Origin of the sequence: Kribbella kalugense (assembly GCF_004365875.1) — a bacterium.
Classification (GTDB): Bacteria; Actinomycetota; Actinomycetes; order Propionibacteriales; family Kribbellaceae; genus Kribbella; species Kribbella kalugense.
Genome location: NZ_SODF01000002.1, coordinates 2,341,132 through 2,356,769 on the forward strand (window position 1 = coordinate 2,341,132; position 15,638 = coordinate 2,356,769).

Consider the following 15,638-nt stretch of genomic DNA (forward strand, 5'->3'; position numbering starts at 1 on the left):
ATCTCACCCACCTCACACCGTTCCACCAACGTGCTCATCACGCAGACAAGACCCGTCCATCGCGGCGCGATCCTGGCCGTCCTGCTCACCGGTCAGTTCATGGCCAACATCGATACCGCGGTCGCCAACGTCGCCGGTCCGTCGATCGGCATCGATCTACACGCCTCGGAGGGGGCCGTCGGCCTGGTCGTCTCCGGGTACGTCGTCGCGTTTGCCGTACTGCTGATCACCGGAGCGCGCCTCGGCTCGTCGCTGGGCTACCGGCGGACGTTCCTACTCGGCCTGACCGTCTTCACCGCGGCGTCCCTCGCGTGCGGTCTGGCGCCCGGAATCACCACTCTGATCGTCGCCCGTTTCATCCAGGGCGCCGGCGCCGCGTTGATGGTCCCGCAGGTACTCAGCGGCATCCAGCTGCACTTCCGGGGCCGCGACCGCCTCAAAGCCCTCGGCTACTTCTCGATCGCGCTGTCCGGCGGTGCCGTCGTCGGCCAGCTCCTCGGCGGCGTACTGATCGCCGCGAACCTCTTCGGCACCGACTGGCGGCCGATCTTCCTCGTCAACGTCCCCATCGGCATCGCACTCGCCGCAGCCGGCCGCCGTCTGCTCCCTCCCGACCCGCCCGGCCAACGTGATCGCTTGGACCTCGGCGGCGTACTCGCCTTGTCCACAACGGTTCTGCTTGTCATCGTCCCGCTCCTGCTCGGTGCGGAACGCGGCTGGCCGACCTGGTCCTGGGTCTGCCTCCTGCTGACCATCCCGGCGCTGGCCCTCTTCGAGTACGGCGAACGTCGTACAGCTGCTCGTGGTGGTCGGCCCCTGATCGCGCGTCAGGTCCTCCGCAACCCGTCCGTCCGCGCCGGTCTGCTCGCCCACGGCTGCACGTCGGGCACGTACTTCGCCCTGCTCTTCGTACTCGCCCTGTACCTCCAGGGTGGTCTGCACAAAGGCCCGGCGTACTCGGGCTTCGCCATGGTGGTCTGGGTCGCCGCATTCGGTCTGGCGGGACCGATCCTGCCCCGGCTGCGCAGGGGAGTGCGGTGGATGCCAGTCATCGGCTGTCTGGTCCTGACGGTCGGCTACCTGTCCGTACTGGCATATCTGCTGCTTGGCGGGCTTACCGGACCGCTCCTGTTCGCGTTGCTCGGGATAGGCGGCCTGGGGCTCGGTATCAGCGCCAACACCCTCATCGGGGCAGTCACGTCGAGCATGCCCGCGCAGTACGCCGCTGACCTGTCCGGAGTGGTCGCCACGAACGCACAGCTGTCTGGAGCGCTAGGTGTCGCATTGGCCGGCTCTACCTACGCTGCGCTGGCTGACGACCCCAGTCGGGCGCTAGGTGTCGTTTTGGTGGGCTTTGTCGTGCTGACGCTGGTAGGAGCGGGTGCGGCTCACCGATTGGTCAGATAGCGGTAGCGGTACGCCTCTCGGTAGCCGAGGCGGGTGTACGTCGACATGGCGGCGGTGTTCTCGAGCAGCACCTCGAGGTAGGTACGCCGCCCGCCATGCGGTCCCGCCCAGCACGCCAGCCCTTGGAGGATCGCCGTACCCAATCCACGACGCCGGTACGCCGAATCCACCCGGATCGCGTCAACGCCGAGCCAGTGCCCGGTCATCGACCCACGTCCGACGGCCACGACCCGGCCGTCCAGCGTGATCGAGGCGAACATCGCCTTCGGCGCACCCTCCAGCACCTTCGACGCCGGCGCGGGCGCAGGCCCCTCGAAGGCAGCGGCGTACCAGGCGTCACCGGGATGCTCCTCGAGCAGTACGTCGTACTCCGGCGCAGCGTTCACGTGGTCGAGCGTGGTGTGCATGACGAGTACGTCGGACTGCCCGGGCCGCGCGTCGACCCAGCCGACGGCGTGGAGCTCCTCGGCCTCGGGGCTGCCGAGCCGGATCAGCGCCAGCGGCGGCAGACCGCGCTCGTTGTAGAAGGCCTCGGCTTGCTTGAGGGCGTCCGCTACGGGCATCCCGGGGCTGCCCGCCGGGAGCAGCGAGTTGCCCCGGCCGGTCCAGCCTGACGATGCCCGGAGCAACCAGTGGCCGACGTACGACGTCTCAGCGGCCGGGCGGCCGAGGGCGGTGGTGAGGAAAAGCTGCTCGACGTCCACGGGGCGGAGCGGCAGTTCGGGGATGGTTTTGGCCGCTGTCACGTCGGCGACCGGGATCTCGTGGACCGTGCTGTCGGTGTGACGTACGGTCAGGAGGACGGGGGTCCACGCCTGGAGGACGCCGATCAGGTCGGTCAGACCGCCCGATATCCGGTGCCGGACGACGACACGGTGGCCGATATCACGGGCATCCAGGCCTGACACGATCCGGACTCCTGGCAGAGTGGGCGACGTACTACCGTGATACTAGAGACACCGTGCATCACCGCATCGCAGCACCCCGGATTCCGCGCTGCGCTTGCCTGCCATAGGAGGAGTAGCAGTGACCTACGTCATCGCGCAGCCGTGTGTTGACCTGAAGGACCTCGCTTGTGTCGAGGAGTGCCCTGTCGACTGCATCTACGAGGGCAACCGGATGCTGTACATCCACCCCGACGAGTGCGTCGACTGCGGAGCCTGTGAGCCGGTCTGCCCGGTGGAGGCGATCTACTACGAGGACGACACCCCGGAGCAGTGGAAGGACTACTACACCGCGAACGTCGACTTCTTCAACGACCTCGGTTCGCCGGGCGGCGCGTCCAAGCTCGGCAAGATCGACAAGGACCACCCGTTCATCGCGGCCTTGCCCCCGCAGGAACACGACGAATAGGAAAGAGTCGCTGCGCTTCCCCCACGGGGACACAGCGAGTAGTCTCTTCGTTGCAGACTGAAGTGGGGCGCTCTCAGGTGGGCGCCCCACTGTCATTACTGCTTGAGGACGTCCACGTGGACGTGGTCGAGGTGGCGCAGGATCTTGGGGTCGCCTGAGCGCTCAGGTGGCGTGTAGTCGCGCCAACCGCTGTCCGACCGCCCGCCCGCCGTCCAGATCTTGTCGCTGAAGATGACTGTCTGGATCTTCAGCAGGTCCGCCCGAGCCACCAGGTACTGCGCCATCGCCCAGCCCTTGGTCGTGTTCGCAGCCGAGATCGGCCGGACGAACACGTCGACCGCCCGCCCGTCGTAGTGCGCCGACCCCTCCATATGCCCGGTGCTGACCCCGCCAGCGGCGTACCCACCGGTCGACAGCGTCCCGAACGTCCGGATCAGATCCTTCCGTACGGCGTCCGCCCGCGGAGTCAGCCCGTCCCGACCCTCAGCCTCCAGTTGCACCGCGTCGGTGTTCACGGTGCAACTGAAGACACTCTTCGACTGCCCGGTCAGCGCCGACGCCAGCACCCGTGCATCCGCCTCGTGGTCGGCGTACGCGTTCGGGAACGCGCTCCGCTGCACCTTGTCGGCCGCGACCGTGATCGCAAGCTTCTGGTAGTTCTTGATCTTCACCAGCGCGTCGTAGAACTTCCCGGTCGCGTGATACGGGTCCTGCACCTCAGCCGCCGTACCCCAGCCCTGCGACGGCCGCTGCTGGAACAGCCCTAGCGAGTCCCGGTCCCCGTGCGCCAGGTTCCGCAGGTCGGATTCCTGGTACGCCGTGGCGAGCGCGATCGTCGCAGCCCGGGCCGGCAGCCCCCGTCGTACGGCGATGCCCGCGATGATCGCCGCCGACTCGGCCTGCTCGAAGTCGAGGACGGTCTGCTGGCCGTTGACCGTGGCCGTGCACTGCTCGCGCGGTGGCAGGAGGTTGCCCACGTGCTTGCCGCCGAGCCAGGCGATGCCGACGCCGGCCGCGAGCGCGAGCACGCCGATGCCACCCACGGCCACGAGGGCACCACGCTTCACCGGCATACCGCTCCGAACGTCTGGGGGCGGGGGACTAGTTCCGCGTTCACGATCTGGTTGACGTGCGCAGCCTCACGCTGGTTGGAAAAGTCATACTTTCGTAGGGTCAGGCGTTGGCGTGCAGCGCCTCATTGAGCGCGATGCCCTCGCCCTTGCGCGGGCGAGCCTCGACCGCGCCGGTGACCGAGTTGCGGATGAAGAGCAGGCCGGGCTGACCGGACAGGTCGCGGGCCTTGACCACGGTGCCGTCGGGGAGGGTGACCTTGGTGCCGGCGGTCACGTACAGACCGGCCTCGACGACGCAGTCGTCGCCGAGTGAGATGCCCGTCCCGCCGTTCGCGCCGAGCAGGCAGCGCTTGCCGATCGAGACGACCTGCTTGCCACCGCCGGACAGCGTTCCCATGATCGACGCGCCCGCGCCGATGTCGCTGCCGTCGTCGACCACGACACCGGCCACGATCCGGCCTTCGACCATCGACGTACCGAGCGTGCCGGCGTTGAAGTTCACGAACCCTTCGTGCATGACCGTGGTGCCCTCGGCCAGGTGTGCGCCCAGCCGGACCCGGTCCGCGTCGCCGATCCGTACGCCGCTCGGGACGACGTAGTCCGTCATCCGCGGGAACTTGTCGACGCTGGTCACACTCAGGTGCTGACCGGCCGTGCGGGCGCGGAGTCGCACCTGCTCGATCTCCTCGACCGGGACCGGGCCGAGCGAGGTCCACGCGTTGTTCGGCAGGGCGGCGAAGAGGCCGTCGAGGTTCACGCCGTGTGGCTTGACCAGCCGGTGCGACAGGAGGTGCAGCCGCAGGTACGCGTCCGCGGCGCCGACCGGGGCCTGGTCGAGCGTGATCTCGGTCGCCACGACCTCACGCCGTACCTGTCGCAGGTCGTCGTTGCCCTCGGCCGCGATCAGCTCGGCCGGTGCCTTGGTGTCCACTGGCCGCTCCCCGAGTTCGGGCGCGGGGTACCAGACGTCGAGGACGTTTCCGGCGGCGGTGACAGTGGCGAGGCCGAAGCCCCAGGCATGCGTGGCGTTCTCGGTCATGCGTACACCTTAATTCGAGCGCGGGCGCCGACGGTGCATGGTCTACTTTTCGGATGCTTCCTCCATGGGTTCCTGGTCAGGTGGTTCTGGAGGCTCTGGCAGCGCCGGGCGGTGACGCCGCACACGCGGAGTTGTTGCGGCAGTGGGGATCGTCGGAGGTTTGGCGGCTGTCGTACGGGCTGCGGAGCGTGATCGTGAAGCGCGGCACCGATGGTCAGGCTGACGAGGCGGGTGCGTACGAGCGTTTCGTCGTACCGCTGGAGCTGCCCGCGCCGGAGTTGATTTATCGAGAGCGGGATGCCGAGGCCGGGGTGCTCGTGCTCGCGGATGCCGGTCGGGTGACGCTGGAGCAGGAGCCTTCGGCGGAGGGATTCCTGGCGGCGGCCGAGTTGGTGGCGAGGATCCGGTCGAAGCCGGTTGCCGGCAGCAGCGAGTTCCCGCCGGAGCGGGTGAAGGAGTTGGCGGACCGGATCGGGCGGATCGACTTCGACCTCAGTCCGCTGACCGAGGCGCTGGCCGGGTTGCATCGGGACGCTCCGACGGCCGTCGTACACGGGGACTTCGTGCCGAAGAACCTGGTCACCGATGGCTCGCGATGGACCGCGATCGACTGGCCGGGCGCCTATCTGGCGCCGCATCTGAGTGACCTCTTTACGCTGATCCGCGACGCCGAGGCGCTCGGTCACGACCGGGCTGCGATCGTTGCCCACTACATCGATGCCGCGGGCACCGATCCCGCGTTGGTCGAACGTCAGCTGCTGGTCGGCGGCGGCTGCTTCTTCCTGGTGGCGTTGAGGTTCGTCATGGAGGAAGGTCTGCGCACAGTCCCCGAATCGGTGGATTGGATCGACGGCCTGCTCAGCGAGCTTGCGGACGTCGTCGGAGCGCTGTCGTGAAACTCCTCGTCCTCGGCGGCACCAAGAACCTCGGCCGCCACGTCGTCGAGGCGGCCGTTGCCTCCGGCCACGAGGTAACGCTCTTCAACCGCGGTCTGACGAACCCTGGTCTCTTTCCCTCTGTACGGCGGCTTGTCGGCGAGCGGGCCGCACCCGACGCGCTGGCGTCCGGCGAGTGGGACGGCGTGATCGACATGTCCGGCTTCCTGGTCCGCGATGTCGGGCTGAGTGCTTCAGTCTTGCGGGATCGCTGTGGTCATTACACGTACATGTCCTCGATCGCCGTCTACGCCAGTAAGACCACGCCGGGTATGACGGAATCCGCTCCTCTGCTGCCCTGGCCGACCGGTGCCCCGGAGGATCACTTCACGATGGATCTCTACGGCCCTTCGAAGGTCCGGTGTGAATCGTTGCTCACCGCCACTTTCGGCGAACGCATGGCCGGCGTCCGCTCCGGTTTCGTTGTCGGCCCGTACAACCCCGACTTCGGCAACTGGGGCTGGGCTCTTGGCCGTGGTGAGACCCTGGAATGCGCTGCCCGCCCGGACCAGCCTGTCCAGTACATCGATGCCCGCGACCTGGCCGCCTTCTTGCTCCGGCTTACGGCCGAGGGGTTGAGCGGGCCGTACAACGCAGTGGGGCCGACCCGCACGATGACGGACCTGGCCGACGCTTGGCGTTCCGTCGTACCCAATGCCGGTTCGGTGGATTGGGAGCCGTCCGAGGACCGCTTCCATCTGCCCCGCGACGGGTCGAACGACGGCACGTTCCAACTCGACAACACTCGAGCTCTGACCGCCGGACTGCGGTTGCGATCGGACGAAGACGCTGCCCGCGACTACATCGCTTGGATCAGGGAAGGGAACACCCCACCGGATCCGCCGCACTGATTCACCCGCGCTCGCGGTCCTTCGCTGCATGAGATCCGGCTTGGTTGCCCCGGGCACCATCACCGGCCTGCGGCCTCGGCACGCTTCCGGCCGGTCCCATGTCTCCCAGCGCCACCTGGGCTGCTTTGGCCTGATCCGCGTCGACCGTCTTTGGGAGCAGTGTGTGCCCGGGCTGTGCGTCCCGGGTGATCGCGCCGACGGCGGCATTCACGGCCGACGTGCCCGTAGTGCTTGACGACTGCGATCGGCCGATTGCGTCGTACACCGCGACGATCGCACGCCCACGCGTCTTCTCCGACAAGCTGCTGTCATTCGCCAGGACGTCGACCATAGCGCCGGCGCGCTCGGCCGGAGCAGCCTGCACCAACGCGGTCAACGCACTCGCCTTGTCCAGCTCGGTGTACGCGCTCAGCTGCTCACCAAGTCCCTCAGCGATCGCCGTCGCCGAGTCTGGCGTCGCCTGCCTGAACCCATCCGCCAGCTCAGGCACCCCGAGCCCCTCGCAGATCGCCGGACCATGAACCTTCGCCCACGCGTTGTCCGCCCCATAATCCAGTACGTCGTTGTGCCGCGACTCGATCCACGTCGCCGAGACCGCGCCGGCAACCCCAACCCCACCGACCGCAAGCCCGATCTGCCACGGCGACGTCAACCCCAACGGCGCCGCGATGTCGTGAACCGCGGTCGACATGGTGTGCACGACATTCCAAGCCGGCACGTTGCTAGACGAGCCGGATGGAATCGCGGTCACACCGGCCCATACAGCGCCAGCGGCGACACCAGCGGCCGCATCCCGAGCGGCGTCCCGCGCCACGAGTCGCGCACGACGATGGTTCTGCGAGCTACCGGTCGGGTTAGCCATCAGCTGCACGTTCGCCGCAATGACATTCTGAAGCGCCGCCACGGTCCGCGCCGTCTGCCGCGGATCCTCGATCGACCCGCTCCGCTCCGCCAGCTGACGCAGTACCTGCCCATCCCGCCGCCCGATCTGGACAGATCCGTCCTTCCGAACGCGCGTCCGCCCCCACGTCGCCAGGTGATACCGCCCGCCGCCCCCACTCAACTGCGGCAGCCGCGCCGCCACCTCACGATGAAGATCCGCAAGCAACTCGAAGTACTCCGGCATCCGCGAAGGCTGATCCTCGGTCAACTTCTGTCTCCCACAACTTCCCCGAGCTCCTCAACAACCTGCTCAAGAGGCTCACACAAATCCAGCAACGCCATCTCCTCCGCCATGTCCCCTGCCTGACTGGCGATCCGATCAATCTCCTCAATCCCCACCCGAGCAGCCACCAACAACTCCCCAGGCGGCCCCACCACCCCAAACACCCCATCCAGAACCCCGCGAGCCCTCGCCATCCGCACCCCAGCCTCATCACCACTCACATCCCGACGCTAAGGCCCCCACCGGCTCACCCCGCCTGCCTTTCGACCCTGCTCGAAATGGTGTCCGCTGAGCACGCGTGGGAGCTGCCGTTCGGAGATTGCCAGCGCTTCCAGCGCGGCATCGCAGGCTCGTTGACTAGGGTTCATCCGTGCGCCTCCGAGCAGCGATCGTGCTCGACGAGAGGCCCGACTGGCGCCACGGGAGGCGACGCGATGATCGGCTATGCCCTGCATAGAGATCCTGTCTGGCGCGAACGCGCAAACTTCATCGTCAACGCTCCGATCGAAGAATCATCGACGATCCACACCGAGCAACTGTGGACCCGTCGCGACCCAGCCACCCAACTCCACGAAATATGCTGCATCCCATTCCTCATCTACGACCTCGCCTTAGGTGACATGGTCGCTGTCAGCGCCGTCGAGGATGGGAGCTACGTTCTCGACCGGGTAATTGCCGCCTCGGGACACCTGACCTTCCGAATCTACTTCGGGCAAACAGAACCACGCCTCCAAGCTGATGTGATGACCGATCTGGCCAAAGCCCCAATCCGCATGGAACGCTTCTCAGAGAACGTCGTCGCCCTGGACATCGAGCAAAAAGATTCACCTCAGAGACTGGCCGACTATCTCGCCCAGGCTCAAGATGAAGGAAAGCTCGTCTACGAAACCGGCCGGACGCTGTGAACGTCATCGTCCATAATGAACCCGCCCTTCGCACCGAGACCAACTACATCGCGAGGATCTCCCTGGCGCCGTTCGGCTTCGAACACCAAATCGAGCAGGTCTGGTTCCGACAACTGCTCTGGCCTGCAGGCCTTCGCGGTTGAGCTGAATCGGGACGGTGATCGAGTGCAGGCGCGCCCGCCTTCACCGGTTGGCGGCTAGGACTGCTGTGAGGCCGGCTTGTAGGTCTTTGATGAAGTAGTCGGGGACCTCTAGCGATGGGAAGTGGCCGCCGGTTTTGGGTGTGGTCCAGCGGACTATCTGGCGGTAGCGTTCCTGTGCCCAGGGGCGTGGGTACTTCTCGATGTCGCGGGGGTACGTGGTGATTGCTGAAGGGACGTCGACCCGGAGGTCGGGGTCCAGGGAGTTGTGGCTTTCGTAGTAGATGCGGGCCGCTGATGCGCCGGTCCGGGTCAGCCAATACAGGGTGACGTCGTCGAGAATGCGGTCTCTGGAAATCGTCTCGAACGGGCTGTCCTCGGTGTCGGACCACTCGGCGAACTTGTCGAGGATCCAGGCAAGAAGCCCGACCGGTGAGTCGACGAGCGAATAGCCGATGGTCTGCGGCCGGGTCGCCTGCTGCTTCGCGTACGCCGCGCGGTGGTGCCAGAAGTCGTGCGTTTCCTCGGTCCACCTGCGCTCGTCCGCTGTCAACCCGTCGGTCGGCAGCCCGGGCGGTCCTTCTGCAAACGTTGTGTGGATGCCGAGAACGTGCCCCGGAAACCTGCCGGCGAGAACCGTGGTGATGTTGCCACCCCAGTCACCGCCGTGGGCCAAGAACTTGCTGTAGCCGAGCCTTCCCATCAGCTCCACCCAGGCGGCCGCGATCTTTTCCGTTCCCCATCCGGTGGTGGCCGGTTTATCGCTGTAACCAAAGCCTGGAAGCGATGGGACCACGACGTGGAACGCCGGCGCGTCTGCGTCTTTCGGATCTGCCAGTTCGTCTACGACATCGACGAACTCAGCAACGCTGCCCGGCCAGCCGTGCGTCAAGATCAGGGGAGTGGCGTCTGTACGCGCGGATCGCCGGTGCAGGAAGTGGATTCCCAGACCATCAATCGTCGTACGGAACTGGCCGATGCTGTTGAGGCGCTCTTCAAACGGCCGCCAGTTGTACCCAGTGCGCCAGTAGTCCACGAGATCGATGAGATCGGCCAGAGGAACGCCTTGATCCCATCGGCGAGGGTCAGGCCCGGCGCGATAGACGGTCTCGGCCTCCGGTAGTCGCGCCGCGGCCAATCGCGCGCGCAGATCGTCGAGGTCGGCGTCAGTTGCGTGGGCTTCAAATGCTTGTACGTCGCTGGTCGGACGCGGCATGTGTCCTCCTGAGCATCGTGGAGTCGGCTGCGGCTGGTGTGAACCATCTAAGACGGTTCTAACATGTCGTCACGCCTGCCCGCAACCGGTTAAGGTGGTTCAATGCCTGCTGAGTCCCCTGACTTTCGCCTCGGTACCGTGCTGGCGACCAGCTTCACGGGGACCCTGTCGGAGCGGTACGGCGACGCAGTCGAGCGCATTCCCACGCCGCAGCGACTCGTCGACTGGCTGGCCGTGAGCGGCCTCGCCGTGGACTCCTGCACCACTGCCCAGCTCGAACTCGCTCGCGAACTGAGGGAGTCGATTCACGCCGCCGCGACAGCGGCCGCGACCCAGGAGGCTCTCCCCGCAGCCGCGGTCCAAGTCATCAACGACCGCAGCGCTCAGGGTCGGCCCGCGGCTGTTCTGACGCCCGAGGGTAAGCGGCGATGGCAGCTCAGCTCGGCTTCCCCCGTGGCAGATGCCCTCAGCGTGATCGCCGCCGACGCGATCAGCATCATCGCAGGCGAACGAGACGGAAAACTGGCCTTGTGCGCCTCACCAACCTGCCAAGCCGCCTTCTTCGACACCAGCCAAAGCCGCACCCGCCGCTGGTGCGACATGAACACCTGCGGCAACCGCCAAAAGAAAGCCCGCTTCAACGCCAACCACCGCAAAACATTGGACTGACCCTGGCAGTGGGAGGCCCCGGTATGCCGCTGCCAGGGTCACTGCATCGGCTAACGACGACCCGTTCGCCGAGTCGTGGGATTCGGATGCGGACACGCCGGGCGCGGTCGACCAAATCCACGACTCGAGGTTTCGCACGCCAGCCGAACGCCACGACTCGGCGGGTTCACGAACCTCGGGGATGCGGGCGGCGGCCGGATCCGGGGCATTGCGGTGTCGTACCGCTGGCGGGGCGCGGCGAGCCTGAACATGGACTCGTCTTGGCGCGTTGCTTGATGTGCTGACTGTCCAGCAGGTGTCGACGGCGGGCCGGCCGGCCGAGCGCGCGTTCTCGCCAAGAAGTCTGCCGCCGCGAAGCGGTGTCCGACCTGGGGTCCTCGCATCACCACAGTTGCTGGCCGCAGGGCGTGCGCCCGGTGGTGCAGCCCCGCGCCGCCGGAGGCGGCCAGTAGGACAGCCGCCGTGAAGCGGTGTCCGATGTACACCCCTCGGCTATCCCAGCAGTTGGCGGGAGTGCGGTCGTCGTTGCTACGGTTCCGCGCGCCGCCGGAGGCGGCTAACAAGACAGCCGCCGCGGAGCGGTGTCCTTTGGGCGGGGTCCTCTACTTCTTAGGAGCTGAGGTTGCGCGGATGTGGAGTTCGGTTCGGAGGGTGACTGTGGAGGGTGGGCGGCCGGGGGAGGCGGTGCGGTCCTTGAGCAGCATGCCGGCGGTGCGGCCCAGTTCGTACGTCGGTTGGGCGACTGTGGTGAGGCTGGGGACGACCAGGTCGGCCCACGGGATGTCGTCGAAGCCAACGACGGCGATGTCGTCAGGCGAGCGGAGGCCCTTCTTTGCAAGGCATTCCAGCGCGCCGACGGTCATCAGGTTGTTCGTGGCAAACAAGGCCTCGGGCGGATCGGCGAGTTCGAGCAGGCTTTCCATCGCGGCGTACCCGCCTGCTTCGCGGAAGTCGGCATGCCGAACCAGATCCTTGTCGTACCGGATGCCACCGGCCCGCAATGCCGACCGATACCCGGCAAGCCGGTCCATCGCGGTCGAGACCTTGCGCGGCCCGGTAATGCAAGCGATCCGCCGATACCCGCCGTCGATCAAATGCTTGACGCCCTCAAAAGCCCCATGCTCGTTGTCAACAAGAACCGTATCCGCCTCGACCCCTTCGACCCGCCGGTCGATCATCACCAGCGGGATCTTCGCGTCCGCGAGCAGCTGCACACCCTCCGCCGTCGAAGTCGGCGAGATCACCACGCCCGCCATCTGATCGGTCAGAACCGCCGACGCGTACGCCGCTTCCTTCGCCGGATCCTCGTCGGAATTGCACAGTACGACGTGGTACCCCTCGGTCTGCGCCACATCCTCGAGACCCCGTACGAGCGAGGTGAAGAACGGGTTCTCGATGTCCGAGATGACCACGGCCCAGAGGTTCGTCGAAGATTTTCGCAGGTTGCGGGCGACGCCGTTCGGGCGGTAGCCGAGCTCCGCGACCGCGGCGCGGACCTTCTCGGACAGCTCCGGATCCACGTTCCGCCGGCCGCTGAGCACCCGTGACACTGTCGCCGGAGATACCCCCGACCTACGCGCGACGTCGTAGATCGTCGTCATACCTGCTCCCCGCTGGAGATCCGTTGGTCGTCTGGATCGCACTTTAGTCCCGATCCAAACCCAAGGATGTCATCTGGGCCGCAAAGCCGAGGTCAGCAGCGCTGCAGCCGCAACTCGATCGGGCGCCGAGTCGGCTGCGCCGTTCACCGTGGTGGACAGTGCGCCCGCCGCGTTCGCCAGGCGTACGGCGTCCACAAGACCGGCCCCGTCCGCGAGCGAGGCGGCAAGCGATCCGCAGAACGCGTCCCCGGCGCCGACCGTGTCGACGGTGTCGACGTCGTGAGCCGCGATCCGTTCCTCGAACCCGCCGATCCGGTCCAATACGAACGCACCGCGGGCCCCGAGCGTCACCACGCACGCCCGAAGATCCCAGTCCTCGGCGAGTTCGCGGGCGATCATCGGCACCTGCGACTCGTCGTTGCAGTCCAGTCCGGTCAGCGCCGCCGCCTCAACCTCGTTCGGCACCAGGATGTCGACGTACGACGCCAGCGACGGATCGACCGGGCCGACAGGGGCCGGGGTCAGGATCGTGGTGACGCCCGCGGTCGAGGCGAGCCGGAGGGCGGTGTGGCTGGCGTCGACCGGGAGTTCGAGTTGGACGCTCAGCACCTTGCTCGCGGTCAGCACGTCCGCCGCGGCCTCGACGTCCGCAGTGGTGATCGCCGCGTTCGCGCGGGACACGATGATGATCGAGTTCCCGCCATCGGGCAGCACCAAAGGCAGTCCGACCCCGGTCCCCAGCGACGGATGCCGCACGATCCACGAGGTGTCGACCCCGTTCGATGAGAGCAGCTCGAGGAACTCCTCGCCGTACCGGTCCTCGCCGATCGTTCCGACGATCGCGGTCCGCGCGCCCATCCGCGCCGCCGCGATCGCCTGGTTCACCCCCTTGCCGCCGAGGAATTCCGCGAACCCGGTCCCGTGCAACGTCTCACCCGGCAACGGCCGCCGCTCCGCCGACGCGACCAGATCCTTCATGAACGACCCAAGTACACACACATCGTTCATGCCTGGTCCTCTGCCAGACGCTTGCCTAGGGCACCGGATGGATGGAACTGCGCGAAATCGTGATGACTGAAAGATCGCAGTACGACGAGAGCGCAGGCCAGCGCATCACCCATCGCCAACGAGGCCGTGGTCGACGCCGTCGGCGCGAGGTTCAACGGATCCGCCTCGCGAAGCACCATCGTGTCCAGCGTGTACGTCGCCAACTGGGCCAGCGTCGACTCTTCGCGACCCGTCATCGCGATCACCGGGATCGCCCGCGCCCGCAGCATTCGAGCGAACTCGCAGACCTCGGTCGTCTCACCGGACGCCGATAGCGCCAGGACGAGATCGCGCGTCGTCACCGCACCGGAGTCGCCGTGCAACGCATCGCCAGAGTGGATGAACGTGGCCGGCGTACCCGTGCTCGCCAACGTCGAGGCGATCTTCCGGCCGACCAAACCAGACTTCCCGAGACCGGTCACGACGAGGTGACCCTCGCACTGGGCGACTGCGATCAGCACCTCCAGAAAGACTCCGTCCAGCCGGTCCGCCAGCGCCGACACGGCCGCGGCCTCGGTCTCGATGGCGTCGCGCGCCGCTTGCAATCCCCGGGCGACCAGGTCCCTGGACAGCTCGTCGGCCGTGCGGTGGGCAGACGCACGGTTCGGCACAACTGGCATCCCAGCGCCTCTCAGCTCAGAAATCGATTTCCGCAGATTAGGCAGCGAGGTCGGGTGGTGTCAACGTCTGCACCCAGGTCGAATCCTCTGCCCACACATGCGAATCGGCCGGGCTGACCACATCGTCATCGGCTGAGCCCTTGACCGTTCAGGCCGCTCCTCGTAAATTGCGAGAAATCGATTGCCGCCCTTCGAGACACTTTTCTGGAGCACCTGATGGCCGCAACACCCTCCCCTGTCAGGCAGTTGAGCCGCCGGTCCGTACTCCGCGGTGGTCTGGGCGCCTTCGCCGCGTCGGCTGCCGGCCTACCGCTGCTGTCCGCGTGCGGTGGCGACGACTCCGGCGGCAACGCCAAGGAGATGTCGTTCTGGAACTTCTACGGTCCGTCCGACGACCAAGGCCCGCAGAGCAAGTGGTTCGTCGACACGGTCGCGGAGTGGAACAAGAACAACGACGTCAAGGTCAAGCTGCGCTACATCCCCGGCAAGGACTACCTGAATGGGACCACCCTGCAGACCGCGTTCCAGTCCGGTCAGGGTCCCGACATCTTCCTGATCAGCCCGGGCGACTTCCTCCGCTACTACAACGGCGGCGTACTGCAGGATCTCGGTACGGCGCTGCCGGACGAGGCCAGGAAGGACTATCTGCCTGGTCTGCTCGAGGCGCGCAGCGTTGACGGCAAGGTCTACGGCTTGCCGATGGAGATCGAGCCGCTCGCGATGTACTACAGCGAGACCGCGTTCGAGAAGGCCGGCCTGTCCGAGGCCGACCTGCCGAAGACCTGGGACCAGACGCTCGCGATCGCGCAGAAGCTGACCGGCAAGGACCGGTACGGCGTGATGTTCGAGACCACGCCGGGCTACTACCAGAACTTCACCTGGTACCCGTTCATGTGGCAGGGCGACGGCAATGCGATCAAGGACGGCAAGTCCGCGTTCGACTCGCCGGCCGCCGTGCAGGCGCTGAAGTTCTGGGGCGACACGGTCAAGAACAAGGTTGCCCCGCGCAAGGCCCTCGGCGACGGTGGCGGTGATGTGGTGTCGAACCTCGGCTCCGGCGCGGCCGCGATGCAGCAGAGCGGCATCTGGGCGGTCGCCGACATGCGGACCAAGGCGAAGAACTTCAAGTACGGCATCATTCCGCTGCCTACTCCGGATGGCGGCTCGGCGGCCACCGACCTTGGCGGCTGGGCGTTCGTGGCCAACTCCAAGGGGAAGAACCCTGAGGCTGCCGCGAAGTTCATCGCTTGGGCGCTCGGCTCGACCGATGCTGCCGGCATCGAACGGCAGCGGCAGTGGAACACCGTGGTCAAGACCAACCTGCCGCCGCGGAAGTCGGTGCAGCAGGCCGCCGATGCGAAGGGTGCGTTCGCCGATGGCGCGCTGAAGAAGTTCGTCAGCCAGATCGCGCCGACCGGCAAGCCGGAGCCGCGCTTCCCACCGGAGGTATACCAGCCGATCGCCGACGCGATCCAGGCCTGCCAGCTGAACGCGGCCGACCCGGCGAAGGCGGCGGCTGATGCGGCGGAGAAGATCGACACCTTCTTGAACACCTACCAGGGCGCACCGATCAGCTGATGGTGACGACAACTGCCCCTCCAGCCAAGCCAATGGCTC

At 66.7% G+C, this 15,638-nt stretch carries 16 protein-coding genes; 7 read left to right on the forward strand and 9 right to left on the reverse strand.

Features of this window, described 5'->3' with window-relative positions; translation table 11 throughout:
• The first annotated feature begins 30 nt into the window (after positions 1 to 30).
• Entirely contained in the window at positions 31 to 1,407 is a 1,377-nt protein-coding gene (locus EV650_RS29080; protein ID WP_238174511.1) for an MFS transporter, read from the forward strand.
• Here the strand turns inward: EV650_RS29080 and EV650_RS29085 are convergent.
• Positions 1,389 to 2,315 (reverse strand): GNAT family N-acetyltransferase, encoded by a 927-nt coding sequence (locus tag EV650_RS29085; protein ID WP_134122150.1) that lies wholly within the window; start codon positions 2,313 to 2,315, stop codon positions 1,389 to 1,391. The two genes, EV650_RS29080 and EV650_RS29085, sit on opposite strands and share 19 nt — an antisense overlap.
• 118 nt (positions 2,316 to 2,433) lie before the next feature.
• Here EV650_RS29085 and fdxA point away from each other — a divergent pair, with 118 nt between their 5' ends.
• On the forward strand, positions 2,434 to 2,760 hold the full coding sequence (gene fdxA / locus EV650_RS29090; RefSeq protein ID WP_012923087.1) for a ferredoxin: 327 nt from the start codon (positions 2,434 to 2,436) through the stop codon (positions 2,758 to 2,760).
• A 95-nt stretch (positions 2,761 to 2,855) separates the two neighbouring features.
• On the opposite strand, the gene EV650_RS29095 is transcribed toward fdxA, so the two are convergent.
• Both EV650_RS29095 and dapD read right to left on the reverse strand, forming a co-directional pair.
• Positions 2,856 to 3,833: a VldE C-terminal domain-containing protein gene (locus EV650_RS29095; RefSeq protein ID WP_134122151.1), complete on the reverse strand. Its 978-nt coding sequence runs from the start codon at positions 3,831 to 3,833 to the stop codon at positions 2,856 to 2,858.
• A 100-nt stretch (positions 3,834 to 3,933) separates the two neighbouring features.
• A complete protein-coding gene (gene dapD / locus EV650_RS29100) occupies positions 3,934 to 4,872 on the reverse strand; it encodes a 2,3,4,5-tetrahydropyridine-2,6-dicarboxylate N-succinyltransferase (RefSeq protein ID WP_134122152.1) in 939 nt (312 codons plus the stop codon).
• 53 nt (positions 4,873 to 4,925) lie between these two features.
• Between dapD and EV650_RS29105 the strand changes: the two genes are divergently transcribed.
• Both EV650_RS29105 and EV650_RS29110 read left to right on the forward strand, forming a co-directional pair.
• Positions 4,926 to 5,768, forward strand: coding sequence for a phosphotransferase family protein (locus EV650_RS29105; protein WP_134122153.1), 843 nt, complete (start codon positions 4,926 to 4,928; stop codon positions 5,766 to 5,768).
• The gene (locus EV650_RS29110; protein ID WP_134122154.1) at positions 5,765 to 6,658 is read left to right on the forward strand and encodes a Rossmann-fold NAD(P)-binding domain-containing protein; all 894 of its coding nucleotides are present in this window, start codon (positions 5,765 to 5,767) and stop codon (positions 6,656 to 6,658) included. Before EV650_RS29105 ends, EV650_RS29110 begins: the two co-directional genes overlap by 4 nt.
• A 1-nt stretch (position 6,659) precedes the next feature.
• Here EV650_RS29110 and EV650_RS29115 read toward each other — a convergent pair whose 3' ends face one another.
• A complete protein-coding gene (locus EV650_RS29115; protein ID WP_134122155.1) occupies positions 6,660 to 7,784 on the reverse strand; it encodes a hypothetical protein in 1,125 nt (374 codons plus the stop codon).
• A 20-nt stretch (positions 7,785 to 7,804) separates the two neighbouring features.
• The gene (locus EV650_RS29120) at positions 7,805 to 8,044 is read right to left on the reverse strand and encodes a hypothetical protein (protein ID WP_134122156.1); all 240 of its coding nucleotides are present in this window, start codon (positions 8,042 to 8,044) and stop codon (positions 7,805 to 7,807) included.
• 213 nt (positions 8,045 to 8,257) lie between these two features.
• On the opposite strand from EV650_RS29120, the gene EV650_RS29125 reads away from it, so the two are divergent.
• The gene (locus tag EV650_RS29125; protein ID WP_166678307.1) at positions 8,258 to 8,728 is read left to right on the forward strand and encodes a DUF4265 domain-containing protein; all 471 of its coding nucleotides are present in this window, start codon (positions 8,258 to 8,260) and stop codon (positions 8,726 to 8,728) included.
• 183 nt (positions 8,729 to 8,911) lie between these two features.
• Here EV650_RS29125 and EV650_RS29130 read toward each other — a convergent pair whose 3' ends face one another.
• Entirely contained in the window at positions 8,912 to 10,084 is a 1,173-nt protein-coding gene (locus EV650_RS29130) for an epoxide hydrolase family protein (protein ID WP_134122158.1), read from the reverse strand.
• Between the two features lie 102 nt (positions 10,085 to 10,186).
• Here EV650_RS29130 and EV650_RS29135 point away from each other — a divergent pair, with 102 nt between their 5' ends.
• The gene (locus EV650_RS29135; RefSeq protein WP_134122159.1) at positions 10,187 to 10,753 is read left to right on the forward strand and encodes a CGNR zinc finger domain-containing protein; all 567 of its coding nucleotides are present in this window, start codon (positions 10,187 to 10,189) and stop codon (positions 10,751 to 10,753) included.
• 602 nt (positions 10,754 to 11,355) lie between these two features.
• Here the strand turns inward: EV650_RS29135 and EV650_RS29140 are convergent.
• The 3 genes from EV650_RS29140 to EV650_RS29150 form a co-directional block, all read right to left on the reverse strand.
• Positions 11,356 to 12,354, reverse strand: coding sequence for a LacI family DNA-binding transcriptional regulator (locus EV650_RS29140; RefSeq protein ID WP_134122160.1), 999 nt, complete (start codon positions 12,352 to 12,354; stop codon positions 11,356 to 11,358).
• Between the two features lie 69 nt (positions 12,355 to 12,423).
• The gene (locus EV650_RS29145; RefSeq protein WP_134122161.1) at positions 12,424 to 13,362 is read right to left on the reverse strand and encodes a ribokinase; all 939 of its coding nucleotides are present in this window, start codon (positions 13,360 to 13,362) and stop codon (positions 12,424 to 12,426) included.
• Entirely contained in the window at positions 13,359 to 14,021 is a 663-nt protein-coding gene (locus EV650_RS29150; RefSeq protein WP_238174512.1) for a KpsF/GutQ family sugar-phosphate isomerase, read from the reverse strand. The genes EV650_RS29145 and EV650_RS29150 overlap by 4 nt, the downstream gene beginning before the upstream one ends.
• Positions 14,022 to 14,237: 216 nt before the next feature.
• Here EV650_RS29150 and EV650_RS29155 point away from each other — a divergent pair, with 216 nt between their 5' ends.
• On the forward strand, positions 14,238 to 15,599 hold the full coding sequence (locus tag EV650_RS29155) for an ABC transporter substrate-binding protein (protein ID WP_134122163.1): 1,362 nt from the start codon (positions 14,238 to 14,240) through the stop codon (positions 15,597 to 15,599).
• The last annotated feature ends 39 nt before the right edge of the window (positions 15,600 to 15,638 follow it).

Excerpts from the sequence above, each read along its gene's own strand:
- EV650_RS29095 (WP_134122151.1), bottom strand. The coding sequence starts at position 3,833 with ATGCCGGTGAAGCGTGGTGCCCTCGTGGCCGTGGGTGGCATCGGCGTG.
- dapD (WP_134122152.1), bottom strand. The coding sequence starts at position 4,872 with ATGACCGAGAACGCCACGCATGCCTGGGGCTTCGGCCTCGCCACTGTC.
- EV650_RS29105 (WP_134122153.1), top strand. The coding sequence starts at position 4,926 with ATGCTTCCTCCATGGGTTCCTGGTCAGGTGGTTCTGGAGGCTCTGGCA.
- EV650_RS29115 (WP_134122155.1), bottom strand. The coding sequence starts at position 7,784 with ATGCCGGAGTACTTCGAGTTGCTTGCGGATCTTCATCGTGAGGTGGCG.
- EV650_RS29125 (WP_166678307.1), top strand. The coding sequence starts at position 8,258 with ATGATCGGCTATGCCCTGCATAGAGATCCTGTCTGGCGCGAACGCGCA.
- EV650_RS29130 (WP_134122158.1), bottom strand. The coding sequence starts at position 10,084 with ATGCCGCGTCCGACCAGCGACGTACAAGCATTTGAAGCCCACGCAACT.
- EV650_RS29135 (WP_134122159.1), top strand. The coding sequence starts at position 10,187 with ATGCCTGCTGAGTCCCCTGACTTTCGCCTCGGTACCGTGCTGGCGACC.
- EV650_RS29140 (WP_134122160.1), bottom strand. The coding sequence starts at position 12,354 with ATGACGACGATCTACGACGTCGCGCGTAGGTCGGGGGTATCTCCGGCG.
- EV650_RS29145 (WP_134122161.1), bottom strand. The coding sequence starts at position 13,362 with ATGAACGATGTGTGTGTACTTGGGTCGTTCATGAAGGATCTGGTCGCG.
- EV650_RS29150 (WP_238174512.1), bottom strand. The coding sequence starts at position 14,021 with ATGCCAGTTGTGCCGAACCGTGCGTCTGCCCACCGCACGGCCGACGAG.
- EV650_RS29155 (WP_134122163.1), top strand. The coding sequence starts at position 14,238 with ATGGCCGCAACACCCTCCCCTGTCAGGCAGTTGAGCCGCCGGTCCGTA.